Source organism: Actinoplanes ianthinogenes, assembly GCF_018324205.1.
Classification (GTDB): Bacteria; Actinomycetota; Actinomycetes; order Mycobacteriales; family Micromonosporaceae; genus Actinoplanes; species Actinoplanes ianthinogenes.
Map to the genome: position 1 here is coordinate 5,805,842 of NZ_AP023356.1, position 24,984 is coordinate 5,830,825.

The window sequence follows — 24,984 nt, forward strand, 5'->3', positions numbered from 1 at the left end:
TCCGAGCCACGATCCACCTCCGGCCGCTCAGATCGGTGCCGGGGCGGCCGGGTTGAGTGATCCAGGTCGCCTTTCCGGTCCCGCACCGGCAGCAAAACCGCAGGTCAACCGACTTGCAACCGACTTCGTGGCGGCACCTTCCGCTGCACGTGCAGATGCGGTTGCGTCAGGCGGAGAGCCAGGCGGCGAGGGCCAGGATGTCCGCTTCCGGCAGGGCGAGCGCGGCGGCGCGGACGACCTCCGGCCGCTCGCGCGCGGCGCGATGCGGGGAGACGAGGGCGAGCCCGCTCCAGGCCGCTTCGTTCGCGCGGTCCGCCACGAGCATCTTTCGGTACGCGTGGAGCGCCGCCCCGTCATCACCCCGCAGGCACGCGTCGTCGCCGTCCGCCGCGCGCTCCGGCTCGTCGCGCAGCAGGGCGCGGATCAGCCGCAACCGGGCGCTGGACTCCACCACCCGTTCGGTGCGACCCATCGTGGCCTCGACCGGTGGTGCCGGCTGCCCGGTCCGCCAGGCCGTGACCAGGCCGGCCGTCGCCGCGGGCGGCACCGTCAGGTTCCGCAGCCGCCAGCGGGCCCGGTGGTCGGCCCGGGCCAGCGCGGCCAGCCGGTCGACCTCGCGGTTCACCGGCTCGGCGAGCCAGGGCGTCACCTCGTCGCGCAGGGCGGCGACCAGGCGGCGTCCCGCCGGGGTGAGCGCCGGGCCGTCGAGCAGGCGCCCGGCCGTCTCGTGCACCGCGACCCGCCAGCGGGCGAACTCGAACTCGGCCTCACTCGCCCCGCCCGCTGCCGTCTCGGTCCGTCGTTCGTCGTTCGCCGTCGCTTCGGTTCGCTGTTCGTCGTTCGCGGTCGCGCCGGTCCGCTGTTCGTCGTTCGCCGTCGCTTCGGTCCGCTGTTCGTCGTTCGCCGTCGCCCCGGTCCGCAACTCGGCGCGCCAGAACCGGGTCACCGCCAGGAACGCGTAGATCCCGTGCAGCACCCCGTAAACCGGCCGCGGATCCTCCCGCCACGGCGAATACTCCCGCCCCGCCCCCGGCTCGACCAGCGGGAACAGTCCATGCGCCGCGTTCAGCACGCTGTGCTGCGTCTCGTGCAGCAGCGCGACCGCCAGCCCGGTCCCGGAAGCCGGCGCCGACACCGCGACCGCCCCGAACGCCTCCGCCGAGGTGGCGCTCACGCCCTCGGCGAGCGGATCCGGCCGAGCCGGCACGATCACCCGCAGCACCCCGCCGAGGATCCCGGCCGCCGCCGGATGCCGGTCGACCAGGATCTGCCACGCCGCGTCGAGGCAACGCCGCCAGTGGGCCACCTCGTCGGGGGTGAGCGGCTCGGTCGGCGGCAGCCCGAGCAGGTGCCGCAGCGGGCTCCGATCGTCCAGCCGCACCCGCAGGGTGTGCCCGGCGTGCGAGGCGACCAGGGAATGACCCGCCGGGTCGGGCAGATCACCGACAGTGGGCGAGATGCCGGCGCGGTGGGCGGCCACGAGCCGGGCCGCCCAGAGTCCGGTCATCGGGTCGGCGGAGCGCTCGCGGGACTCGGCGGCGGGTAACGCGCGCAGCCGGGCGTACCAGAGAGGATCTTCCGGAACAGCGCGCCGAGCCTCCCGCAGGAGGAGCAGATGCCGGCTGAGCCGGGCCCGGCGCAGCAGGGCCAGGGTGTCGGCGGAGGGCCGGCCGGCGCCCAGGGCGGCGAGGTCGGCGTCGGCGAGCCGGAACGGGCGCAAACCGGATCCTGGCCGGTCAGAGCGCCGAATTGAAGCCGGCGATCTGCTCGCTGGAACCGGCCAGCTCGGCGGCGAGCCGACGCAGGCAGTGATCCAGAGCGGAGTCCTCGCGAGCGACCAGCTCGTCCAGAGTGGACTGGGAGACGTCGATCATCGCGGACCGCCAGTCCGGCGCGTGTGCGTCGTGCGGCTGACCCGTCTCCACGGCACCCCCTCGATCGTGGCGGTCGATGCGTTGCTTGAAGGTTACGGCGGTCGCCGGGTCGGGTGAGCGCCGGGAGTCGCTACGGTGGGTGCTCGCGGGGATGGCGTGGTCGTGATCTCATGGGACGTCATCACGGAAGTCGGCAACGGAGGGCGAAACGTGCTGGGTGGAGATCTGGGCGCCGTTGACGGCGCGCCCCGGCCCCGGGGTGCGGCCGCCGCGCTGGCCGATCGGGTGGCCGCGCTGCGGGCGACCGCGGCCGGTGCCGACGGCGCGATCCTGGTCACTGTGGCCAGTTCGGGCAACGTGACCGGACTGGAGCTGGACGAGCGGTCGCTGGGTCTGGGCGCGCCCGGGCTCGCCACCGAGATCCTGCGGACCATCCGCCGGGCGCAGGCGGCGCTCGCCGACCGGGTGGCCGACGCGGTCGAGGCGACCGTCGGCGCCGGGACCGAGACCGGCAAGGCGGTGCTCGACAGTTTCACCCAGCGGTTCCCGGCGCAGCCGGACGAGCCGGTCGCCCCGGTGATGCCGGCGCCGCCGCCGTTCCCGAGCTTTCCGAGCACCCCCACGTTGCCGCACCAGGCGCCGGGCAACGGTTACGAGAGCGGGCGGGACAGCCGTGCACGCTGAACCGAACCCGCGGCTGCCCCGGCGCGGCCCGGCCCCGGCGACCGACCAGATGAGCAACGCCGAGCTGGCCCGCATGATCGAGGCCGAGCATCCGTACCGGGGGAGGGCGCTGTTCGAGCTCTGCGACCGGGTCGCGCACGACGACGACGCGGTGGCCAAGGTGGCGATGCTGACCCGGCTCACCTCGCTGCGCCGCGCCCGGCTCTTCGACCGGGTGTCGCTGGCCTGGTCGGCGATCATCGCGCTGCTGGCCGCCGAGACGGTGAATGCCCGGGACGAGGCGTATGCCGCCTTCCGGGCGCTGGATCCCGACGAGCAGCGGGACATGCTGGATTATCTGGAGGTCACCGCGATCGAGGAGGCCCACCCGCGCATCGCGTGAGCGGGCCCCCGGTGGGGTGTCCTTACCTCTCCACCTTCACGTCCCGGCGGAAGGCGACCCGGTCCCGGACGGCCGCGGCGTCCGGTTTCGGGTCCGGGTAATACCAGGCGGCATCCGCGGCGGTCTGCCCGTCGGCGCGCAGCGAGTAATACGACGCCTTGCCCTTCCACGGGCAGACGGTGTGCGTGTCGGAGGGGATCAAGATGTCGTCACGCACCGAGGCGCGGGGGAAGTAATAGTTCCCCTCGAGCACCACCGTGTCGTCGCTCTCCGCGATCACTTCGTCGTTCCAGATGGCCTTCGGCATGCCCCGAACCTAGCGCGCCGTCGGTTTTGTGACTGATATGCGCGTTTTATTCACCTCTCGCGGGTGAAAGGCGGCGAGAAAGCCGCCGTACCGTAGACTTCCCCTGATTTGTCGATCAAGAAGGGCTCTGATGACCCGGCTTGACGAGCTACGCGGCTCCGGCAAGGCCAAGCGGCACAACGCGCGAACGATCGCCGCCCTCACCGGCAACCCCGGCTGCAACCGGCGTGCCGTGCTCGACGCGGCCGGCGTCGACAAGCTGAAACTCGCCGAGACGGTCGGCTTCCCGGGCAGCTTCGGCCAGTCCCGGTTCGCGCTGTCCCGGGGCAACGCGTTCGAGGCGATGCTCAAGGCGGACGACTGCGCGCTGCTGCGCACCGTGCTCGACGCGGCGGACGGCGCCGCCTATCAGGACCTCGGCGCCGACTCCGACGACACCCTGGACGACCGGCACACGCGGACGGTCGACGTGCTCGCCACGGCGTCCGCGGCGCTGATCGATCATCCGCTGCTCACCCTCGAGGTCGCCGGGCAGACCGTCTACCTGGAGCCGGACCTGGTCGCCTACGCGCACGCGGGCCGGTTGCAGGTCGTCGAGATCAAGTCCTTCGCGATCGTGGACGGGCAGGCGGAGAGCGCCAAGGTGTCCGCGGCCGCCACCCAGGCCGCGGTCTACGTGCTGGCCCTGCGCGAGCTGCTCGGCCGGCTCGGGATGGACCCGCTGCTGGTCGACCACGAGGTCGTGCTGGTCTGCCCGGAGAACTTCGCGATGCGCCCGGTCGCGGTCCGCCTCGACGTCCGCAAGCAGCTGTCCACCCTGCGCCGGCAGCTGTCCCGGCTCTCCTCGGTCGGCGAGATCATCGACGCGCTGCCGGCCGGGGTGACGTTCGACCTGAGCCGGCCGGCCGACGAGCTGATCGTGGCGCTCGGGCACGTCGCGCCGCACTACGCCCCGGAGTGCCTGTCGACCTGCGAACTCTCGGTGTTCTGCCGGCACGAGGCGGCGGGGACGACCGGGGCGCTGGGGCGGCCGGTGCGGGAGGCGCTCGGCGGGATCGAGTCGGTGGACGAGGTGCTGGCGCTCGCCTCCGGCGCGCGGGCGCCGTCGGCGGATCAGGAGGAGGCCGCGGCGTTGTTGCGGGCCGCGTTGCGGTTGCGGACCGAGGCGCTCTCCCTGGGGTACGCCGACCCGGCCGCTGTTCCCTCGCCCGGGCCGGGTGGGGCTGCCTCGTCGTCGCCCGGGATCGCTTCTTGAGTACCCTCACCGCCCTCGCCCGGGCGCAGGCCGTCGCCACCGGGCGGGCGCAGCCGATCGCGACCGTGCGCCACCTGCACGTGCACGACCATCCGATGGTGCTGATCCCGCTGGCCATGGCCGGCGAGGCGAACGCGCCGCTCGCGGCGCTCGTCGGCACCGACCCGGCCGAGCCGGAACTGCTGGTGGTCACCCAGCCCCGGGACCGGGACGAGCGCTTCCGGTTCGCCGACCGGCTCGGACAGATCCTGACCGCGTACGTCGACTCGTTCACCGACCGGACCGAGGAGATCCCGGTCGACCGGGGCAAGGACGTCCGCACCCGGTACGCCGACGCCCCGCAGCTCTGGGTCCCGAACCCGGCCGGCGTCGACTTCCTGCGCCTGTTCGGCCGCTCCACCCGGTTCCGCTCGGTCGACGGCGAGCACCCGGTGCCGATCACCGTGCCGCTGCTCGGCCGGTGGCTCACCTTCTTTGCCAACAGCGCCGAGGTGCCCGGCTCGTCGTTGCTGCTCAACGCGGTGCAGGCGCTCGGCCTGCACTGGGCCACCGGGCAGAGCGGAGCCGAGGACGCGCAGCTGGGCGTGCTGCTCGCCTGGATCGAGCAGGGCGCCGCGGCGGCCCGCGCGGTGGAGAACGGCCCGGTCGCCGGCCCGGCCACCGACCCGGACTTCGACAACAAGGTGCTCGCCCCGCTGATCGAACGGTCCGCCCCGGAGCTGCCCGAGGTGGTGCGCACGCTGCTGCTGCCGACCTGGGACCGCATGTGGCGAACCCTGAACCTGCTGCGCCGGATGCCGGTGGGCGACCGGGTGCGGCAGCGGTGGGACGGGGACAAGGACGCGTACACGGCGTTCGCCCAGCACGTCGCGGAGGGCGGGGCCCCGCAGCCCCGCCGTGACGGTGCGGTCGCGGCGGCCGCCCGGTTGCAGCGCCTGGAGAGCGCCGCCTCCCGCTACGCGGTGCAGCGCGCCTTCGACGACCCGCTCGTCCTGGCCGAATACCGCCTGGCGGGCGCCGCCTTCGCCGGCACGGTCACCCTGGCCGCCCCGGACCGCGTCGACGACACCGGCAAACGCCCCGTCCTGCGCCCCCGCATCATGGTCCGCACCGGCGAGCCGGTCCGCGTGGAACCCGGCACCACCCTGACCTCCCCGTCCCGCCCGTCGCAAAAAGCCCGAGTCGTCTCGGTGACCCGAGTCCACCCCCCGACCGCAGCCCCCTCCCTGCCCGCGTCAGCACCCGCTCCCGCGGCGCCCCCCTCATCCGCTCTGCCGGCCGGCCCCGACGAGATCGAGTTCGACGTGCTGCTGGAGCTGTCCGGCGGCATGGGCCGCAAGCTGGTCGCGGAACCCGGCAGCGTCCCCGCCGTCGGCGAACGGCTGGTCCTGACCACCCTGAGCGAAGAGTTCCGCCGCGGCGGCGCCCTCCCCGACCCCGCGGAGACGCCGTGGACCCACGGTGGCCCGCCGACGTACGAGGAATCACCCGCCTGACCCGCCGACGGCCCCGGGGCGTGGCCAGCCGGGTGCACGCCGTCCTGGTGATGGGCGAACCACCGCGGCCACCGGATTCCGCCCGGATGCCCGCTGGGCGGCCCGGAGTGGGCCGCGGCCTCGCGTGACGTCCCGGGACTGGGCGGAAAGGCGTAGAAAAATAGGCTTTGGCCCTGGAGGATGAGCGAGCCGTTGGCCCCTGATTTCTGGAGGTATCAGCCGGTTAGGCGGACCAGCAGCAGGGCGATGTCGTCGCTGCGGCGGGGGGCGACCTCGAGCAGGCGGGCGCAAAGTTCGTCGCCGGGGTAGACCGCGCAGTGGCGCAACACCTCGGCGAGGCGGGCGACGCCGTCGTCGAGGAGTTGGTCCCGGTCCTCGACCAGGCCGTCGGTGTAGAGGACCAGGGTCGAGCCGGGTGGGACGTAGCGGATCGTGGTGGTGCGCGGGTCCTGCGGGGGGAGGCCGAGCAGTGGCTCCGGCGGGACCCACCAGACCTGGACGCGGCCGTCCGGGAGGAGGAGCAGCGGGGGCGGATGTCCGGCGTTCGCGAAGCTGATCTGATAGCCCGACCATGACTGGCGCACGCGGGCCAGCACGGCGGTCGCGGCGGCCGGGACGCGGAGGCCGTGCAGGGCCTGGTCGAGCTGGGTGAGCAGGACGCCGGGCTCGTCGGTGCGGCCGTAGGCGTCGCCGCGGACCAGGTTTCGCAACTGGCCCATGGTGGCGGCGGCCTCGATGTCGTGGCCGGACACGTCGCCGACCGCGACCAGGACGCTGCCGTCCGGCTGGGCGAAGGCGTCGTACCAGTCGCCGCCGACCGCGGCGCCGTCCTGCGCCGGGAGGTATCGGGCGTGCAGCTCGACGCCGGGCAGCTCGGGCAGCTCGGTGAGCAGGCTGCGCTGGAGCACCTCGGCGACGTGGCGCTGCTCGCGGTACAGCCGGCTGTTCTCCACGGCCAGCCCGGCGCGGCGGCCGATCTCGGCGGCGATGCGCTCCTCGGCGGCGCTGAACGGCGCCCGGTCCGGCCCGTTGACCAGCAGGACCGCGCCCATCACGCGGCGGCGCACCGGGGAGATGATCGGCGCGACCATCGACGAGCCGAGGCCGGCCGAGGTGGCGATCGCGGCGATCTCCGCGTCGCTGAGCCGGCCGCGCAGTTTCGCCGGGCCGTCGGCGCGGCGCACCGGGCGGCCGCTGCGGCGGGCGGCCAGCACGATCGCCTGGAGGTCGGTGCGGGAGCGGGCGGCCAGCTCGGCCAGCCGGGCCATGTCGGCGGCCCGGGCCGGATCCCGGTGTGCGGCGCTGACGTGCGGCTCGGCGCCGGGCTCGTCGGCATAGGTCACCACGCACCAGTCGGCCAGCCGGGCCGTGACGATCCGGCCGAGCCGGCGCATCGCCTCGTCCACGTCCATCGTCGCGGCCAGCGACTCGGTCAGGTCGGTGAGCAGCTCCAACTGGTGGTGTGCCGACTCGGCGGCCTGCCGCGCCTCCTCGGCCGTGGCCCGGGCGATCCGCAGGCACACCTCCGACGAGCAGACCGCGGCCAGCTCGGTGAGCAGCGTGACCTCGCTCGGCGTCCAGTCCCGTGGCTCGTGGTCCACCGCGCACAGCGCGCCCACCACCAGCCCGTCCGGGTCGGTGATCGGGACGCCCGCGTACGCGATCGCGTTGAGCTGCTCGATCGACGGGTTGCCGCGCATCCGCGGGTCCGTCCGCACGTCCGGGATCACCAGCATCTCGCCGGCGACCACCACGTGCCGGCTGAACGAGTGGGTCAGCGGCATGGCGCGCTCACTGGCGAACGGCTCCGGCATGCCGACCTGGCCGGCCAGGAACTGCTCCTCGGCGTCGACCAGGCAGACCACCCCGAGCGGCGCGTCCACCAGCTTGCGGACCAGCATCGCCACCCGGTCGAACGCCTCATCCGGCCCGGAACGCCCCAGCTGCCGGACCGAACGCAGGCGCACGGGATCGGCGAGCACACTCTGCTCGGTGTCGCCGATGACGTCCCACTGAAGCACCATCGCCCCCCGGCCGGTTGCCTGCCAGGTTACCGGCGTGACGGACCTGACGACCCGCGCGCCGCGGACCCGATCATCCGTTTCCGGCAGTCCCATCGGTCATGCCGGGCCCCTCATCCGTGCCATCTGCCCAGACCAGTCCACGGTTCCCGTCCCGTGATTGTATGGTGACCCAGCCCACACCTGGTTTCGGTGTCGCGCCGCGCGTGATCGCCGGACGGCTGCGGCGGCGCCCGGCAGCTCTGAACCTGGCCTCGCACTCGGCGGGGTTATGAAACGCGCCTTACGCCGCGTGGTCGAACGGCTGACGGCAGCCCGCGTCGAGGCCGGACCGGATCGTGCCGCGGATCTCGCGCGGGCCCAGCCCGGCGGCCCGGGCGGCGGCCGTCAGCTCCCGGCGGACCGTGCCGGCGTCGAGCAGGCCCGCCCCGACGAAGCGGCCCAGCGCGAACGCCTCCCGGTTCAGCGTGTCGTTGCGGCAGCCCACGGCGGCGCCCGCGACCCGGTCGATCGCCGACTCCAGGGCCGCCTCGGCATAGCGGTCCGGGTGCGCGACCGGGCGCAGCGGCGCCGGCGGCGGCCCGGCGATCAGGTCGCGCAGCGCCGCCGGGCAGGCCGGCAGGCCGGCGCCCGGGCGGCAGATCCAGGTGTACCCACCGCCGCCGGCGTGCCGGGAGGGCGGAGCCAGCACATATCCCCCCGCGCCGCGCCAGTCCAGGCCGGGGAGGAGGTGCACCCGGTTGCCATAGCCGGTGGGGCGGAACCACAGGTGGCGGCCGCCTCCGCCGGTGCGCACCTGCGGGCCCGGCGGGAACGCGTCGCCGAGCAGGTGGCGCAGCCCGTGCCAGCCCGCCGCCGAGTCGACGTCGGCGACGTCCATCATCACGCCGGTGCGCAGGCCCACGTTGGCCCGCGGCCAGTGCGCCCACCAGAGCTCGATCAGGTGGGGGTCGGTGGTGGCCTCGCTCACGCCGTGCCGGAGCCGGGGGTGTTTGCCGGGACTGTCGCATCGCGCTCCTCGGTGGCAGGAACAGACACCACCCTGGTCAGGCGTGTGCACCGGCAGGACGGGGATGCCGTGCCGGGCATACGCCAGGGCAGCCGTGAGCGACATTAGAACAAGCGTACGACAGTTTCAGTGCGCCGGCAGTGTCCGGAGCACGTGCGAGATGTGGTGCGACGTGCTCCACGCGATCCAGCTGGCCGAGCTCCCGGCGCCCCGCGCGGTCCGGGCCCGCCGCGCGATCTCGGCGTCACCCCAGGAGAACTTCGAGCCCGCCGACGGCCACTGCGGCGAGGTGACCAGGGTCCGGCACAGGTCGTGGCACCGGTCGTCGCTGCGCCCGCCGCGCCGCGCCCAGCGATAGATCCACCACTCCCGCTCGGTGGTGTACCGCAGCGTGGGCAGCTGCCGGTGATACTGCACGCCGAGGCGCCGGATCGGCGAGGTGACGCCGTAGTCCGCGTACCCGATCCCCGCCTCGCCGAGCCGCTCCCACACCCGGGCGTCCAGCCGGCCCACCGCCACGGGACGGTCGGTCGGCAGGTCGTCCAGGTTGGGCGGCATCGCGCCGGAGGCCACGCTGACCGACCGCCACGGCAGGGTCCGGGCCCAGCGCAGCACCCGGCGGGCCCGCTCCTCGACCGCGTCGGCGTGCGCCTGGCAGGCGGTCTCGGCCAGGTCGATGAGCAGGTCGACGTCGGCCGGGTCGAGCGCGGTGGCGGCCAGCACCCGGTCGGTGACCGCGTCGGCCGCGACCGGGTTCCCGGCGTCGACGTGCGGCTGAAGCCGCAAGATCGCCCGGTTGCGGTGCATCCGCGCGGCCAGGCCGTGCGACACCAGGCGGCGACCGCTTTCGTACGGCCGGAGCACCGGGACCATGGTGACGCCGAGCCGGGCCAGCCGTTCCGCCACCGGCAACGGCTGGTCGGCGGTGAACGGCGGCTCCGGCACCTTGCCGAAGTCCAGCGCCAGCATCTCGGTGCGCGGCGGCAGCTCGCGGACCAGCGGAAGAATGCTGAGCGCCGGGTCCATCTCGACGATCGGCAGCACCCGGCCGGCCTCGTCGGCGGACAGGTGCGCCAGCGCCGTGAGCTCGCCGCGGCGTGGTCGAAGAATCGGTCGATAAGCCCCGTTGGGCGTCATAGTTCCACGGTAACCGGATCGACGGTTGCCGGTGGGTTACGTTCGGTATAAATGCGCCAGCATCGATTGGTTCGCCTCCCAGCCGTCCGGGAACTTGACCGGAACGTTCAGGTGCACGGGCTCGGTGGAGGGGTGTGCGTCGAGCAGCTCGGGGATGCCGGAGCGGGCCACCACCACGCACGCGTGCCGGTGCCGCGAGGTGAGCACGCAGAGCCGTCCGGACTCCAGGTGGAACGCGGTCGCGTCGCGACGGCCGGAGAGCGGGTGCAGGACGACGGTCAGGTCGTACTCCCGGCCCTGCAATCGGTTGGCGGTGTCGACGGTGATGCCGGCGGCCTCGGGCGGGAGCTGGGCGCGGATGGCGGCGGCCTGGTCGCGGTGCGCGGCGCCGATCGCGATGCGGGTGGTGGTCAGCGGGCCGGCACCGGCCTCGGAATCGGTCACCCCGCCGCGAGCCAGCGCCCGGGCGGCGAGCTGGGCGCAGGCGGCGGCGGCCTCGGCGTCGGTCCGCACGGTGAACCGGGCCGGCAGCTCGTGCAGGCCCCAGCCGGTCGCCGCCGCGGTGTCCAGCACCCGGTCGAGCGGGGACTCGGCGGGCCGCTCGAAGCGCAGCGTGCGGTCGCCCGGGCCGGTGCCCGAGCGGAAGCCGGTGAACGGGTAGAACGCCTCGGCGACGACCGGCGCGGCCGACGCCGGCAACCGCCAGGAGACCGGCAGCCGGTGCACCGGCAGCTCCGGGTTGTGCCGCAGCAGAACGGCGACGGCGCTCTGCATCGGATCCCAGGACAGGCCGGTCCAGCGCTCCACCTCGACGGTGGAGAACGGGTCCAGCTGACCGGGATCGCCCACGAACAGCGCCCGCTCGAACCGTGGCGCGACCCGCAGCAGCGCGTCCGACCGCATCTGATAGGCCTCGTCGACGATGGCCCACGGCCAGCTGCCCTCGGCCACGGTGGCCCACTTGGCGGCCGTGCCGATGGTGATCGCGGGGGAGGCGAGGTCGGGGACCTTGGCGGCGACCCGGCAGTTCGGATGGTCCTTGACCCGGTCGGAGCGCTCGTAGTCCACCGCGGAGAGGCGGCCGACGGTGACCTCGGGGGAGCGGGTGCCCAGGCGCTCGATCAGGTCGTCGACCTGCTCGTTGGTCTGCGCCACGATCATCAGGGGCGCGCCGGTCGCGGCCAGCTCGCCGGCCGCGCGGACCACCAGCGTCGACTTGCCGGCGCCGGGCGGCGAGTCGACGACGACGCCCCGGTGCCGGCCGGAGCGCAGGTCGCCGAGCACCGCGGCGATGACGGTGGCGGCCTCCTCGGCCGGGCTGATCGAACTCACCCGGGCACGGTAGCGCGGGCCACCGACAAAACCCGCGGCGCCGCCGGAAACCCTCGCTGGGTACGCTGGGGCCTTGTCATGGATCGTCGTGAATGGACCTGGCCGGCTGCCAAGCTGGCGGCGTTGCGGCTCGGCCGGCGGCTGGCGGTGCTGGTCCCGGCCTCGCAGCCGTACCGCTGGTCGTTCGTGCACATCGTCCCGAGCGGCGGGCCGGCGGACGAGGTGGTGATCCGCAGCGACGCGGGGCGCAGCTTCCTGATCAACCATTGGGAGTACGAGGCGGACCGCCTGGAGGGCTACGACCAGGATCTGGGCGCGGTCCGGCTGCGGCGGGCCCGGGCCGCCGACGAGTCGGAGCTGCTCGCTGTGCTGCGCGAATGGCGGCTCCCGCCGGACGGTTTCGACTATTCCGGGGACACCGTCGACCCCGCCTGACGAACGGCATTCGGGGCCGGGTCGGCTTTGCCCGGACGCAACGGTTGTCCGGGGTGGGCGTTCGGTGCGCCACCCCGCCTGATCGGCCGAGCCCGGGGTGCCGGAACGGCGATGTGTTTCCCTCTCCCGGCCGGTGCGGTCGCCGATCTTCGCGCCGTTTGCCGGGATATCGATGAGCTGCGTCAATCCGGGCGGCGGGCGGCGTCGGCGCAGGCTGTGTGCGTCCCGGTGGACAGGCGGCCGATCCGGCCGGTCGGCGCTTATCCGGTTCAGGTCCGCGCTGCGTGCTCGTTCCACCCTGCATTCGCGGGCTTCCGGTCACGCTCCGTTTCCGTTTTGGCTTCACCGCACTTCCGTCACTGTCGCATTCCGCATTCTTCGGTACGGTGCCGTCCCGGCCACGCGGGCGTTTCCCGGAAATGCGCGACTCGCTCTCGCGGCGGTGGTCCCGGTCCCCTTTCCGGATGCGATTATCGGAGGATTCCGGCGGGTCGTGGCCCGGGGGTGGCTCGTCAAGATCGAATAGGCCGCTCGGAGGGGGCGGAGAGAGCGCTTGCCGGGAGTTGTGGATCAAAGAACGGGTGTTCTGACGGGTATCCGACACTTGGCTGTCTCGAGTTGCGCAGAGGTCGGGGGTTTGCCCGGTTGCGGGCGCCGGGGCGGGGGTGTGTTGATCTAGATGAAAGCTGGATGCAGCGCCTGGAACGCGTTTCTCGGCGGACGCTCCACTTCGGAGTTGGCCGACCGGTGATCATCGCTGGCGCGACGACGCAGGTCGCGGAGTGTTTGATCATGTCCGGTGAAAAGATGTTTGCTTCTCTGTCACCGATCGGAAATAACTCGGGGGTTCAATATCGGGTACGGAGGAATAGGGAAACCGTCTTGCAACTTGCGCGTGCGGTTCGCCGCGCAAGTTGCAGGTTTCGACCCCTCTCGGCTCGATGCCCCGTCGTGGTGGCTAACCTTTGATCGACGCGCACGATTTCATTCATGTTGATTTTATTGATCTCGTTGCAGCCCCTTCCAGTCGATCATCGGAAGTGCAACTCTTCTAGCCAGCAGTGACGTCGACATCACGGACGGTGGTGGTGGGGAATGCGTCCAGACGTTCTCGTCGGTCCGAGCGATTGGCTGGTCGACCAGTTCGGCGACAAGATCGCCGACGAGCTGTGGACTCGGGTGCCAGAGGCCCTGAGCACAGCGATCGACCGCGAGGTGCACGCACGCCCGGCCATGACCCAGACCGTGGAGCGCGTGCTGGGTAATCCGCGTTGGCCGCTGCCTTATGAGGAGCTGGTGCTCTTTCTCGGCACCTTGCCGGGCGCCGAGATCATCAGTGTCCCCAAGTCGGTCTATCAACTGGTCCTCATCAACGGACACGTCGTGGTCCCGTGGTGCTACGGCCAGTCCGCCCGCCTGTCGATGGCCGACGCCGAGGTGGGCCGCTCGTTCGGCCGGCTCGCCAGGGAGCTGCTCGGGAGGTTCGGGCCGCCGTGGCGCCGCTCCCCGGTCGAGGCGCCGCTGCCGCTGGACGCGGTCGACGAGCGCGAGGTCGCGAAGATCTGCGCGGCCATCGCCCGGATCGAGCCGAAACCCGAGGTGGTCATCGCGGGTTATGCGGGCGCACCCAACCTCGGCCTGCTCCGCGCCTGCCTGGGCGAGGTGAAGTCCACCGACAACGGCACCCTGAACTGGAGCCACCTCGACGACCTGCCGCTGCCGCCTCCGGTCATCCCGCGGCCTCGGCGCATGCAGTTCCCGTGAGGGGTCGCCCGGCGGCCCTTCACTGAGCGGTCGTTCGCATCGAGCGGCCTGTTCGGATCGAGCGGTCGTTCGCATCGAGCGGTTGTTCGCATCGAGCCTCCGCTAGCGGCGGGCCGGAGCCGCCCGGTGGATGCCGCCCGCCCGCCCTGGGCGGCGTCCACCGGTTCCGTCCGCTCGCCCTGCCTCGTCTTCGGCCCGCCTCGTCTTCGGCCCGCCTCGTCTTCGGCCCGCCTCGTCTTCGGCCCGCCTCGTCCTTGGCTCGCCTCCTTTGCGGTCCCGCCTCGCGCGCGGCCTGCTTCGCCTGGGCTCGCGCGGCCTGCTTGTCCGGCCTGGTCCTCGGCTTGCTCGGCTGTCCTCGTGCGCGGCCTGCTTGTCCGGCCTGGTCCTCGGCTCGCTCGGCCGTCCTCGTGCGCGGCCCGATCGCCCGGCCTCGGCTTGCCCCTGCCTTGGGCGCGCTCCGCTTCCGCGTTGGGTGCTTTGCGGCGGTTGGGTGGTGTCCGGTCTACGGTTGGTGCGGCATCGAGCGACCGGCACAGGGGGCGATGGCTGATGGGCGAGACCGCTTCGTTCGTGGTCACTGGCGGGGGCCGGGGCGTCGGGCGCGCCATCACCGAACGTCTGCTCGGTGACCGGGACACGGTGGTCGTCCTGGACAGCGATCCGGAAGCCCTCGGCTGGATCGACCGGCATCCGGACAGCTCGCGGATCATTCCGGTCGTCGGCGACGCCACCGACCAGGCGACCGCTGAGCACGCCGCCCGGGCCGCGGACTCCGCCGCCCCGCTGCGCGGCTGGGTCAACAATGCCGCGATCTTCCCGACCGCGTGGCTGCACGAGACCCCGGCCGCCGAGGTGAGCCGGCTGATCCGCCGGAACCTCGACCTGACCCTGACCGGGTGCGCCGCGGCCCTGAGTGTCTTCCTCGCTGATGAGGCCCGAGATCAGGCGGCGATCGTCAACGTGTCGTCGCATCAGGCGCAGCGGGCGGTGCGGGGCGCCCTGCCCTATGCCACGGCCAAGGCTGCGATCGAGGGTTTGACCAGGGCATTGGCTGTCGACTACGGGCCGTTCGGGGTGCGGGTGAACGCCGTCGCCCTGGGATCGATCGCCACGGAGCGCTCGGACGCGTACCTCAGGAATCTGCCGGAGGCGGACCGTCAAGCCTTTCACCGGGAGATCGGCCTCCTGCAACCGCTCGGCCGGATGGGGCGGCCCGGCGAGGTCGCGGACGTGGTCGCCTTTCTGCTCTCGGACGCGGCGGCCTTTCTCAACGGCGCGATCATCCCGCTGGACGGCGGCCGTTCCGCGGTCGGCCGCGATCCGGAAGAAGCCTGACGCCGCGATCCCGGGGCGCCGCGATCCACGGTGCGGCGTTCCGGGGGTGCGGCGTTCCGGGAGCGCGGGCATTCCGGGGGCGGCTGCCATCCCGGGGGCTGGCGTTGCGATCCGGAGAGTTTGTGGCCGGACGCGGTGATCTTCGGGGGGAAGCTGGCGCCCGATGCACGCGTGACGGGCGGAAAAGCGCGGCCAACCGAACTGACCGGTTGGCGAGGTCGCCTCTAGACTTCACGGGATGGAGTCGCCCACGACGATCCGGGACCGGGCTGTCGCGGTCGCCGACTACCTGCTTGCGGTGCGCGCGCAGTTGGACCGCCCGGCCCGCACCGTGCCCTCCGACGCGCACTGGCTCGACGCGCTGCCGGCGCATCCGGACTGTCGGCTCGGACCGGGCGCGGACGGCGCTTCCTGGCTGCGGGTCGGCCGCCCCGAGCTGCCGGCCCCGGTGTCCGTCCCGGCCGCTCTCCGCCGCCGGCTGCGCGGTGAGATCACCGCCACCACCGAACCGGCCACCGAGAGCACCGCCGCCAAGCGGCCGTCCGGCACGGAAAGCGCCGCCGAGACCGGGAGCAGCGCCGAGGAGGCAGCCGACGGTCCGGATCCGGCAGCGGACGACTTCGCGGTCTGGCGGGAGCAGACCTGGCGTCCCTGGTCGCTGCTCACCGCGGCCGCCGAGCAGACCCGCGACCTGCACCGCAAGCTCTTCGACCGGATGCATCAGCTGGACATGGCCGCCGCCACCACCGAGCTGGTCTGGGGCCACGGCATCCTGGAGACCTCGATCGACGGCACCCGGGTCCGATACCCCCTGGTCGCCACCCCGGTCCTGATCGAGTATGACCCGGACCGCGCCCTGATCACCGTCTCCCCGGCCGGGCCGTCCCGGCTGCAGACCGACGCCCTGCACGGCCTCGACGAGCGCCACCTGGCCCAGCTCCAGGGCCTGGCCGGCCCAGGCGGCGTGGTCGAGGTCGATTTGTGGAACGAGTTCGAGCGCCGCGAATTCTTCGAGCGCGCCCTGACCCGCCTCGGTCACGACCGCCTCGTGATCAAGCCCGGCGACAAACCGATCAACCCCGGCGCCGACAAATCGACCGACCCAGGCGCCGACAGATCGGACCCTGGCGCCGGCAAGTCGATCAAACCCGGCAACGACAAACCGACCGACCCCGGCGCCGACAAGTCGGTCAAGGCCGGCACCGACAAACCCCGGCCCACGTTCGTCCGCGACACCGCGGTCCTCTTCGCCCGCCCCCGCCAGCGCCAACTACGCGGCTTCCTGGAGAACCTCCGCAACCGCCTCACCGCCTCCCGAGCCACCGAGGGCGTCGGCGCCCTGGCCGCCGTCCTCGCCCACGAGCCCAGCCGCCTGGCCATGCCCGACGATCACCCGGAGACCTGGCACCGCGTCGGCGAGCGCCTGCTCATGCCGCTGCCGACCAACGAGGCGCAGGAGTCGATCGCCCGCCGCCTGGCGCAGCACCGCAACGTCGCCGTGCAGGGCCCGCCCGGCACCGGCAAGACGCACACCATCCGCAACCTGATCTGTCACCTGATGGCGAACGGCAAGCGGGTCCTGGTCGTCGCGCAGAAGGAGGAACCGCTCCGGGTGCTGCGCGACGGCCTGCCGGAGGAGGTGCAGGCGCTCTGCCTCGCGGTCCTCGGCCGCACCACCGACCAGCTGGTCCAGCTCCAGCTGGCCGCCCGCGAGCTCTCCGACCGGGCGGCCACCCTGGACCAGGACGCCGAGGCGCGCCGGGTGGACCGGCTCACCCGGAATCTGGAGGAGGCCGAGCGGGAGCTGGCCGGCGCGATGGCCGGGCAGCGGCTGATCGCCGAGAGCGAGGCGACCACCTACCAGATCGGCGGGGTGAGCCTGCTGCCCGCCGAGGTCGGCGCCTGGTTGCGGGAGCGGGCGGCCGCGCACGGCGGCATTCCGGATCCGGTCGCCGGTCCGCCGCCGCTGACCATCGAGGACTTCGGCACGCTGCTGAAACTGGCCGCCCGGCTGTCGCCGGACGATCGTGCGGCCGCGATGCGCCCGCTGCCGGAGATCATGGATCTGCCGGACGCCGCCGCGATCGCGGCCCATCGGGCCGAGATCGCCGCGGCGCAGGAGCGTCTGTCCCGGTTGGCTGACCAGGGCGTCGACCTTGCTTGCGTACGCCGTGAGCAGCGTCCCGCCCACACCGAGCTGATGGCCGACCTCAGGGAGGCGGTGACCTGGCTGCGTCGCCGCGAGGGCACCTGGACCGACCGTCTCGGCCGGCTGATGGACGACCAGCACTGGCGCACCCTGTGGGCGGATCACGTGGCCACCGTCGCCGCGCTGCTCGACGAGCTGGCGGTCAGCGCCAAGGAGCAGGCCGGGCACCGGGTGGTGATCGGCGAGACCCTGCTGGCCGAGCCGAAGCTGCTGCTCACCCGACTGGCCGAGATCCGGCTCCGGTTCGCGGCCGGCAAGGGGTTGAGCCGGTTGTTGCAGGCCGGGCTGTTCCGGGTCGCCGAGGAGATCCGGGTGGACGGCGAGCCGATGCGCACCGTCGAGGACGTGGATCTGGTCGCCGCCCGGGTTCGCCGGGCGCAGGCGCACCGCCGGCTCGGTGACGTCTGGGCGGACTGGGTGGACCGGCTGCGCATCGACGAGCCGACCGGCGGCTGGACCGATCCGGAGGTGTGGGCCGGCGCGCTGCTCGCCGAGGCCGCCCAGTCGCTGGAGTTCGATCTGCGCCGCTGGCCCCCGCTGGTGGAGCGGGTGACCGCGCGCGTACCCCAAATTGATCTTGAATTGGACGGCGCGCGACTGGCGGCCGTGGCCGAGATGATCGACGGCGCCGCCGAGGTCTTCGCGGTGGATCAGGGGCTGGCGCAGGAGCGGGCGGTCGTCGAGCGGCTGGCCCGGTGGCCGGAGCTGGCCGAGGCGTGGCAGAGCCTGGACGGGTGGGACGAGGCGGTCGGCGAGGTCCGCCGGGTGGCCCTGTTGCAGCCGGACGTGCTGCGGTTCCACGCGATGCACGACCGGCTGGCGGGTGCCGCGCCGGAGTGGGCCGCCAAGATCGCCACCGGGGAGCACCCGGTCGTCTCCGGGCAGGCCTGCCTGGACGCGTGGGAGTGGCGGCGGGCGCAGACCTGGTTCGACAAGGTGGTCGGCGACGTGGACCCGGCGGTGCTGAGCCGCCGGGTGGAGCGGGCCCGGGTCCGGATCCGCCGGTTGACCGGTGAGCTGGTGGTCGCCTCCGCCTGGCTGGAGGTGGCCCGGGCGCTGGACGACCGGCGGCGGGCCGCGCTGGCCGACTGGACCACCGCGCTCCGCAAGATCGGCAAGGGCACCGGGCGCAGCGCCGCGCTCTGGCAGGCGCACGCCCAGCGGGCGATGGAGTCCGCGGTGGCCGCCGTGCCGGTCTGGGTCATGTCGGTGGACCGGGCGATCGAGCAGTTCGCCGGTGGCGCGACGTTCGACGTGGTGATCGTCGACGAGGCGTCGCAGGCGGACCTGTTCGCGCTGCCGGTGCTGTCGCTGGCCGAGCGGGCCGTGGTGGTCGGCGACGATCAGCAGATCGGGCCGCAGCTGAGCTTCGTCGGGCCGGTGCAGGGGCTGATCCAGCGGCACCTGACCGATGTCCCGTCGGCCGAGCACTTCGACCCGGAGTCCTCGCTCTACGACCACGCGGTGCGCCGCTCGCCGGAGCGGATCCTGCTCACCGAGCACTTCCGCTGCGTGCCCCAGATCATCGAGTTCTCCTCGCGGCACTACTACGACGGCAAGATCATGCCGCTGCGGGCGGACCGGCCGGCGCTGGAGCCGATCCGGAACGTGTACTGCGCCGACGGCGTGCGGCAGACCCTGGCCGCCTTCGGCGAGGTCAACCTGCGGGAGGCGGACGCGCTGGTCGACCGGGTCACCAAGATCGTGGCGGATCCCCGGTACGACGGGCGGACGCTCGGCGTGATCAGCCTGCTCAGTCGCAGCGGACAGGCGAACTACCTGCTCACGAAGATCCGTGAGGCGATCGGCGAGGACGAGATCCAGGCGCGGCGGCTGCGGGTCGGTGACGCGTACACGTTCCAGGGCGACGAGCGGGACGTGGTGCTGGTGTCCATGGTGGTGTCCGAGAACGATCAGCGGATAGCGGCCTTCACCAAGCGCGACTACCACCGGCGGATCAACGTGGCGGCGTCCCGGGCCCGCGATCAGTTGTGGATCTACCATTCGGTGCGGCCGGGTGCGCTGCTCGCCGACGACGCGCGGGCGCTGCTCCTGGCGTACGCGATCAATGTCCCCACCGAGGCCGCCGCGACCGATCTCGCGGCCCGGTGCGAAAGCGATTTCGAACGTGCCGTGCTGCGCCTGCTGGCGATCCGCGGCTACCGGCCGATCCCGCAGTTCCGGATCGGCGGCTACCGGATCGACTTCGTGCTGAACGCCCCGGACGGCCGGCGGCTGGCGATCGAGTGCGACGGCGACGCCTACCACGGGCCGGACCAGTGGGAGAGCGACATGCGCCGGCAGGCGGTGCTGGAGCGGGTCGGCAACTGCGTGTTCGTACGGATCCGGGGCAGTGTCTTCGCCCGCGAGCCGGAGGCGGCCATGCGACCGGTCTGGCAGCGGATCTCCGAGCTGGAGATCAGCCCGATCGGTGACTGAACGCTAGGCTCTCGGAACGTGGTGTGCATGTGGACGGTCGCCGCCGGGTAAGAAATCGCAGAAGGTTTTAATACGGATACGTGCAGTGACTGTCCGTCATGGAGTCGACGACGCTATTTCGGTGGAATTGGGTGGTAAAGCGGTCCGCCGTTCGGTTGTTTCGTTACTCTGGATGGGCGATAATTCCCTGCTCCTGGCCTTGCTTGCGGATCGGTCAAAACTTTGACTCTGGCGTCCACTGTTACTACGGCCCGGTGACAGGTCGTAATAGGTGAGGGGTCCTGGTTGGCGGGGGGGAGCAGCCGTGCGCAAGGGGGGAGGTGCCGTCGGATGACCGTGCCCGAAGAACGAGAGCGCTGGTCGCCCCCGGTGACCCCGTTGCCGGAGCCGCGCTCACCGGCCGAGGACCGCGCCGCCTGGTTCTCCTACACCACCGCCAACGACCAGATCGTCTGGTCCACCGCGCTCTCCGCGATGCTCGGCCGGCCACCCGCCGAGGACGAGATGACCCGCCAGGTCCTGGCCCGCTACGTGCACCGGGACGACCTGGCCGGCGCGCTGGGCGCGATCACCGAGGCGTGGACCAGCCGGACCACCGTGCGGGCCACCGTCCGGCTGATGCGCGCCGACGGCGGCTGGTTCGACGTGGACTGCCGGCTCGAGCCGATGATGAGCCAGGACGGCACGGTCCGCGGCATCCGCGGCACGGTCCGCGACGTCACCGCCCGCGAGCGGGCCCGCCGCGAGGACGCCCGGCTCACCCGGCGTGGCGAGACCGTGCAGTCGTCGCTGATCGAGCCGGATCCGGCGACCGGCCTGCTGACCCGCGCCCGGTTCGCCGACGAGATCGACCGCGCGCTGCGCCGGGCCGCCGGCGCCCTGCTGGTGCTGCGGGTGCAGGCCGAGGAGGCCGGTGACGCCCTGCTGCACCGCACCGCCCGGATGCTGGAGTCCCGGGTCGGCCCGGACCGGCTGCTCGGCCGGGTCGGGACCAACGAGATCGCGGTGCTGCTGGCCGCCACCAACTGGTCGTCGGCCCGCAAGCAGGCGTCCGAGCTGGTCGAGGCGATCCGCGCGGAGTCCGAGGCCCGGGTCTGGTGCGGCCTGGTCCGGTTCCGGCCGGATGCCGAGGCGGGCAGCCACGACCTGCTGATCGACGCCGAGCAGGCGTGGCGGCAGTCCCGGGACGCGGACCGGCCGCTCACCCTGGTCGCCCACCCGGTGCCGGCCCGGGACCGGCAGGGCTCGTACCGCAACCGGGTCGCCGACGCGCTCGGCACCGACCGGTTCACCCTCTATTCGCAGCCGATCCTGGAGTTGCAGACCAACCAGGTGACGCGGCACGAGCTGCTGCTGCGGGTCCTCGACGAGGCGGACGGCCCGCAGTCGCCGATCCAGGTGCTGGACGCCGCGGAGCGCCTGGACGCGGTCTTCGACATCGACCTGTGGGTGGTGGAGCGGGCCATGCGGCTCGCCGTCGAGCAGCCCGGGATGGGCCTGCAGATCAACCTCTCCGGGCGCTCGGTCGGCGACCCGCGGCTGACCGCCGAGGTGGAGCGCCTGCTCACGCAATATCAGGTGAACCCGGAGCAGCTGACCTTCGAGATCACCGAGACCGCGCTGATCGGGAACCTGAGCGAGGCCCGCCGGTTCGCCGACCGGGTCCGCGACCTGGGCTGCTCGCTCGCGCTGGACGACTTCGGCTCCGGCTACGCGTCGTTCCGCTATCTCCGGCTGTTCCCGATCGACCTCGTGAAGATCGACGGGGAATACGTCGTCGATCTGGTCGACAACCCGCAGGATCAGGTGCTGGTCCGTGCCCTGGTCCAGGTCTGCCAGGCATACGGGATCCACACCGTCGCCGAGTTCGTCCAGGACGAGGCCACCCTGCGGATGCTGCGGGAACTCGGCGTCGATTACGTGCAGGGATACCTCATCGGCCGCCCGTCACCGGTGGTCCCCGGCGGCCTCGCCTGAGGAGCGTGGACCCCGGAGCCGCACCCGCCGGACAAACCCGCCCGCTGCTTGAGCGAGGTTGCCAGTGCGCACGACGCCGGAACCGGCCGAGGCCCCCCAGCCAGCCGGTTCCGGCGCCGTGGCGGGGTAGAAAGTCCTCGGACAGCGTACTCGCTGAGGTTCACGTAAGTCGATCGATTCGGTGACGCCGCGTGGATTGCTGTCCACCCGGCCTATATCGGACTGTCCGAACGCCACTAATCTTCCAGCATGGACGAGCAGCCCCGCTGGTTGACCGATGAGCAGCAGGCATCCTGGCGACGGCTGGTCGAGGTGCTGGTCAAGGTGCCCGCGGCGCTGGAGGCGCAGCTTCAGCGGGACGCCGGCCTCACCCACATGGGCTACCTGGTGTTGATGACCCTCTCCGAGCACCCGGATCGCCGCCTGCCGATGAGCCATCTGGCCAAACGCGCGTGCGCCTCGCTGTCCCGGCTCTCCCACGTGGTGGCCCGGCTGGAGCAGCAGGGCTGGCTCCGCCGGGAGCGGGATCAGCAGGACGGCCGGGTGCAGATCGCGGTGCTCACCGACGCGGGGTACGCCAAGGTGGTGGCCAGCGCGCCGGGGCACGCCGAGGCGGTCCAGCAGCTGATCTTCGACCGGCTGACCCCGGCGCAGGCCCGGCAGCTCGGCAAGCTGGCCGAGGCGCTGCTGAAAAGTCCGTAGGCTCAGTTCCACCGATCAATGGCGAAAGGTGCGTGCGGCATGAGTCAGCGGGTTCGAGGTGTGATCGCCCGGGAGAAGGGCAAGCCGGTCGAGGTGGCCACGATCGTGGTGCCCGACCCGGGGCCCGGCGAGGCGGTGGTCCGGGTGCAGACGTGCGGGGTCTGCCACACCGACCTGCACTACCGGGAGGGCGGCATCAACGACGACTTCCCGTTCCTGCTCGGGCACGAGGCGGCCGGCGTCGTCGAGGCGGTCGGCGCCGGGGTGACCGACGTGGCGCCCGGCGACTTCGTGGTGCTCAACTGGCGTGCCGTCTGCGGCAACTGCCGGGCCTGCGCCAAGGGCAAGCCGTGGTACTGCTTCGCCACCCACAACGCGAAGCAGCGGATGACCCTGGAGGACGGCACCGAGCTCTCCCCGGCGCTGGGCATCGGCGCGTTCGTGGAGAAGACGCTGGTGCACGCCGGCCAGTGCACCAAGGTCGACCCGCAGGCCCGGCCGGCCGCCGTCGGCCTGCTCGGCTGCGGTGTGATGGCCGGCCTGGGCGCGGCGATCAACACCGGCGGGGTGACCCGCGGCGACTCGGTCGCGGTGATCGGCTGCGGCGGGGTCGGCGACGGCGCGGTGGCCGGCGCGGCGCTGGCCGGGGCCACCACGATCATCGCGATCGACACCGACGACCGGAAACTGGCGTGGGCCCGCGGTTTCGGCGCCACCCACACCGTCAACGCCCGTGAGCAGGACGTGGTGGAGCGGGTGCGGGAGCTGACCGGTGGCTTCGGCGCCGACGTGGTGATCGAGGCGGTCGGCCGGCCGGAGACGTACAAGCAGGCCTTTTACGCCCGTGACCTGGCCGGCACCGTGGTGCTGGTCGGCGTGCCCACCCCGGACATGACGATCGAGCTGCCGCTGCTCGACGTGTTCGGCCGCGGCGGCGCGCTCAAGTCGAGTTGGTACGGCGACTGCCTGCCCAGCCGCGACTTCCCGATGCTGACCGAGCTGTATCGCCAGGGGCGGCTGGACCTGGACGCCTTCGTCACCGAGGAGATCCCGCTGGACGGGGTGGAGCAGGCGTTCGCCAAGATGCACACGGGCGACGTGCTGCGCTCGGTCGTCGTCTTTTAAAGAGCCACATTCTTACGGTACGACCGGAGCACGCGCCCCCGGTCGTACGTAAAGGGTCTCATCGTGCGTAAGCCGGAGCCGACCGGTCGGCGAGCAGATCGAGGCAGAGCGCCGCGGTCCAGCTGAACGCCGGCGCACCCAGCCCCTGCCCGGTCTCCGGGTGGAAGTACTCGTAGTGCCCGTGCTCGTGCACCAGCCGCAGCAGGGCCCGCCGCAGCTCCTCCGCCTCGCCGTGGTGGCCGTGCACCTGCATGCCGCGGCGCAGCAGCCAGTTCACGTTGATCCAGATCGGGCCGCGCCAGTACCGGTGGGTGTCGAAGGACGGCGCGGTCCGGTCCGCGCTCGGGGCCGGCAGCCCGAACCGCTCCGACCGGATCTCCGTCATGATCGCGTCGGCCTGGCCGGCGGGCAGGTCCGGCAGCATCAACGGGAGCAGACCGCTCACGCAGCGGGCCGGGCTGAGACGGCCGGTGCGGGCGTCCCGGGCCCGGAACGTCCGGGTGTCCGGGTCCCACAGCCGCCGGGAGACGACCGCGGTGATCTCCCGCGCCCGGTCCCGGTGCCGGCGCGCGTCGGTGGTCCGCCCGAGCACCCCGGCGATCTGCGCGAGGGCCAGCTCGGCGGTGGCCAGGATGCTGTTGAACCCGGGGCACTCCACCGCGAACGGGTGCCGCTGCGCCAGCTCGGTGTCCGAGTACCCGCCGTCCCGGTAGTTCAGGACCAGCCCGATGTAGCGGGCGTAGTCCTCGTCGGTGGGCCGCTGCGCGGCGTCCGTGACCGCCACGTCGCGGCGCCGGTGCAGCTCCAGCAGTGACATGTCGGCCGGCACCGCGTCCAGCACGGTGTCCCAGGCCGGGCTGTTGTCCAGGCCGGACTCCCACGGATGCACGATCGCGGCGAGCCCGGTGCCGCCGGCGTCCCTGCGCTCGGCAAGGTATTCCTGCTGGGCCACGAGCCGGGGATAGAGCCAGGCCAGCTCGGTGCGGGCCTCCGCGACGCAGGCCGCGCCGTGCGCCGACGCGTGCCGGTAGACCTCCCAGGCGGCGAGCGCGTGCAGCGGCGGTTGCACCAGGCCGGTGCTGCTGCGCGCCCGGCGGCGGCCGTAGGCCGGGACGTTCCAGACGCCCGGCCCGGGGAAGTAGTCGTCCTCGGCGGTGTCCGGGTCGAAGACGATGTGCGGCACCCGGCCGTCCGGCCACTGCGCCTCGAACAGGCTGCGCAGGTCACGCCAGGCCCGGGTGGGATTGACGTAGGCCAGGCCGACCGCGATGAACGCGGCGTCCCAGCTCCACTGATGCGGGTAGAGGCGGCGGGACGGGACGGTGTGGTCGCCGGACCAGTTGAGGTCCAGCACCCGGGCCGCGGACTGCCAGAGCTCGGCGGACAGGTCGGAGACAGCCGGTGCGTACATCGTTGACGTGAGGCCCTTTCGACTGCGGTCGCCGGTTGAACCCCCGCCATCGGGCGTGCCGCGGTGCATCTGAAGGAACTGCCGGTTGCA

At 72.7% G+C, this 24,984-nt stretch carries 19 protein-coding genes; 11 read left to right on the forward strand and 8 right to left on the reverse strand.

Translation table 11 applies throughout. The features are described 5' to 3' along the window. Positions 1-166: 166 nt before the first annotated feature. Both Aiant_RS26270 and fxsA read right to left on the reverse strand, forming a co-directional pair. The gene (locus Aiant_RS26270) at positions 167-1,720 is read right to left on the reverse strand and encodes an aKG-HExxH-type peptide beta-hydroxylase (RefSeq protein ID WP_189329495.1); all 1,554 of its coding nucleotides are present in this window, start codon (positions 1,718-1,720) and stop codon (positions 167-169) included. A gap of 16 nt (positions 1,721-1,736) precedes the next feature. After that, positions 1,737-1,925 (reverse strand): FxSxx-COOH cyclophane-containing RiPP peptide, encoded by a 189-nt coding sequence (fxsA, locus tag Aiant_RS26275; RefSeq protein WP_229829896.1) that lies wholly within the window; start codon positions 1,923-1,925, stop codon positions 1,737-1,739. Positions 1,926-2,084: 159 nt separating this feature from the next. Here fxsA and Aiant_RS26280 point away from each other — a divergent pair, with 159 nt between their 5' ends. Both Aiant_RS26280 and Aiant_RS26285 read left to right on the forward strand, forming a co-directional pair. Then, positions 2,085-2,558 (forward strand): hypothetical protein, encoded by a 474-nt coding sequence (locus Aiant_RS26280; RefSeq protein WP_189329496.1) that lies wholly within the window; start codon positions 2,085-2,087, stop codon positions 2,556-2,558. Further along, entirely contained in the window at positions 2,548-2,940 is a 393-nt protein-coding gene (locus Aiant_RS26285) for a hypothetical protein (RefSeq protein ID WP_229829897.1), read from the forward strand. Before Aiant_RS26280 ends, Aiant_RS26285 begins: the two co-directional genes overlap by 11 nt. A gap of 22 nt (positions 2,941-2,962) precedes the next feature. Here Aiant_RS26285 and Aiant_RS26290 read toward each other — a convergent pair whose 3' ends face one another. Then, the gene (locus Aiant_RS26290; RefSeq protein ID WP_189329497.1) at positions 2,963-3,247 is read right to left on the reverse strand and encodes a DUF427 domain-containing protein; all 285 of its coding nucleotides are present in this window, start codon (positions 3,245-3,247) and stop codon (positions 2,963-2,965) included. Positions 3,248-3,377: 130 nt separating this feature from the next. On the opposite strand from Aiant_RS26290, the gene Aiant_RS26295 reads away from it, so the two are divergent. Beyond that, positions 3,378-4,502, forward strand: coding sequence for a hypothetical protein (locus tag Aiant_RS26295; RefSeq protein WP_229829898.1), 1,125 nt, complete (start codon positions 3,378-3,380; stop codon positions 4,500-4,502). Next, positions 4,499-5,998 carry a hypothetical protein gene (locus Aiant_RS26300; RefSeq protein ID WP_189329498.1) on the forward strand — a complete coding sequence of 500 codons (1,500 nt, stop codon included), beginning with the start codon at positions 4,499-4,501 and terminating at the stop codon, positions 5,996-5,998. Before Aiant_RS26295 ends, Aiant_RS26300 begins: the two co-directional genes overlap by 4 nt. Before the next feature lie 215 nt (positions 5,999-6,213). On the opposite strand, the gene Aiant_RS26305 is transcribed toward Aiant_RS26300, so the two are convergent. The 4 genes from Aiant_RS26305 to Aiant_RS26320 form a co-directional block, all read right to left on the reverse strand. After that, a complete protein-coding gene (locus Aiant_RS26305) occupies positions 6,214-8,022 on the reverse strand; it encodes a GAF domain-containing SpoIIE family protein phosphatase (protein WP_189329499.1) in 1,809 nt (602 codons plus the stop codon). A 280-nt stretch (positions 8,023-8,302) separates the two neighbouring features. Further along, positions 8,303-9,133, reverse strand: a complete 831-nt coding sequence (locus tag Aiant_RS26310; protein ID WP_189329500.1) for a bifunctional DNA primase/polymerase — start codon at positions 9,131-9,133, stop codon at positions 8,303-8,305. Between the two features lie 21 nt (positions 9,134-9,154). Beyond that, positions 9,155-10,165, reverse strand: coding sequence for a beta family protein (locus Aiant_RS26315; RefSeq protein WP_189329501.1), 1,011 nt, complete (start codon positions 10,163-10,165; stop codon positions 9,155-9,157). Between the two features lie 36 nt (positions 10,166-10,201). Beyond that, a complete protein-coding gene (locus tag Aiant_RS26320; protein ID WP_189329502.1) occupies positions 10,202-11,497 on the reverse strand; it encodes an AAA family ATPase in 1,296 nt (431 codons plus the stop codon). A 78-nt stretch (positions 11,498-11,575) separates the two neighbouring features. Here Aiant_RS26320 and Aiant_RS26325 point away from each other — a divergent pair, with 78 nt between their 5' ends. The 7 genes from Aiant_RS26325 (at position 11,576) to Aiant_RS26360 (ending at position 23,483) form a co-directional block, all read left to right on the forward strand. After that, positions 11,576-11,932, forward strand: coding sequence for a hypothetical protein (locus Aiant_RS26325; protein ID WP_189329503.1), 357 nt, complete (start codon positions 11,576-11,578; stop codon positions 11,930-11,932). 1,095 nt (positions 11,933-13,027) lie between these two features. Further along, complete coding sequence (locus tag Aiant_RS26330; RefSeq protein ID WP_189329504.1) at positions 13,028-13,696, forward strand: hypothetical protein; 669 nt, start codon at positions 13,028-13,030, stop codon at positions 13,694-13,696. A 549-nt stretch (positions 13,697-14,245) separates the two neighbouring features. Then, positions 14,246-15,031, forward strand: coding sequence for an SDR family NAD(P)-dependent oxidoreductase (locus Aiant_RS26335; RefSeq protein WP_189329505.1), 786 nt, complete (start codon positions 14,246-14,248; stop codon positions 15,029-15,031). A 238-nt stretch (positions 15,032-15,269) separates the two neighbouring features. Next, complete coding sequence (locus tag Aiant_RS26345) at positions 15,270-19,679, forward strand: AAA domain-containing protein (protein ID WP_229829899.1); 4,410 nt, start codon at positions 15,270-15,272, stop codon at positions 19,677-19,679. 330 nt (positions 19,680-20,009) lie between these two features. After that, complete coding sequence (locus Aiant_RS26350) at positions 20,010-21,656, forward strand: GGDEF domain-containing phosphodiesterase (RefSeq protein ID WP_189329506.1); 1,647 nt, start codon at positions 20,010-20,012, stop codon at positions 21,654-21,656. 249 nt (positions 21,657-21,905) lie between these two features. Then, the gene (locus Aiant_RS26355; protein ID WP_189329507.1) at positions 21,906-22,358 is read left to right on the forward strand and encodes a MarR family winged helix-turn-helix transcriptional regulator; all 453 of its coding nucleotides are present in this window, start codon (positions 21,906-21,908) and stop codon (positions 22,356-22,358) included. 39 nt (positions 22,359-22,397) lie between these two features. After that, a complete protein-coding gene (locus tag Aiant_RS26360; RefSeq protein WP_189329508.1) occupies positions 22,398-23,483 on the forward strand; it encodes an S-(hydroxymethyl)mycothiol dehydrogenase in 1,086 nt (361 codons plus the stop codon). A 58-nt stretch (positions 23,484-23,541) separates the two neighbouring features. Here the strand turns inward: Aiant_RS26360 and Aiant_RS26365 are convergent, their stop codons facing one another. Next, positions 23,542-24,894, reverse strand: coding sequence for an MGH1-like glycoside hydrolase domain-containing protein (locus Aiant_RS26365; protein ID WP_189329509.1), 1,353 nt, complete (start codon positions 24,892-24,894; stop codon positions 23,542-23,544). Positions 24,895-24,984: the final 90 nt, after the last annotated feature.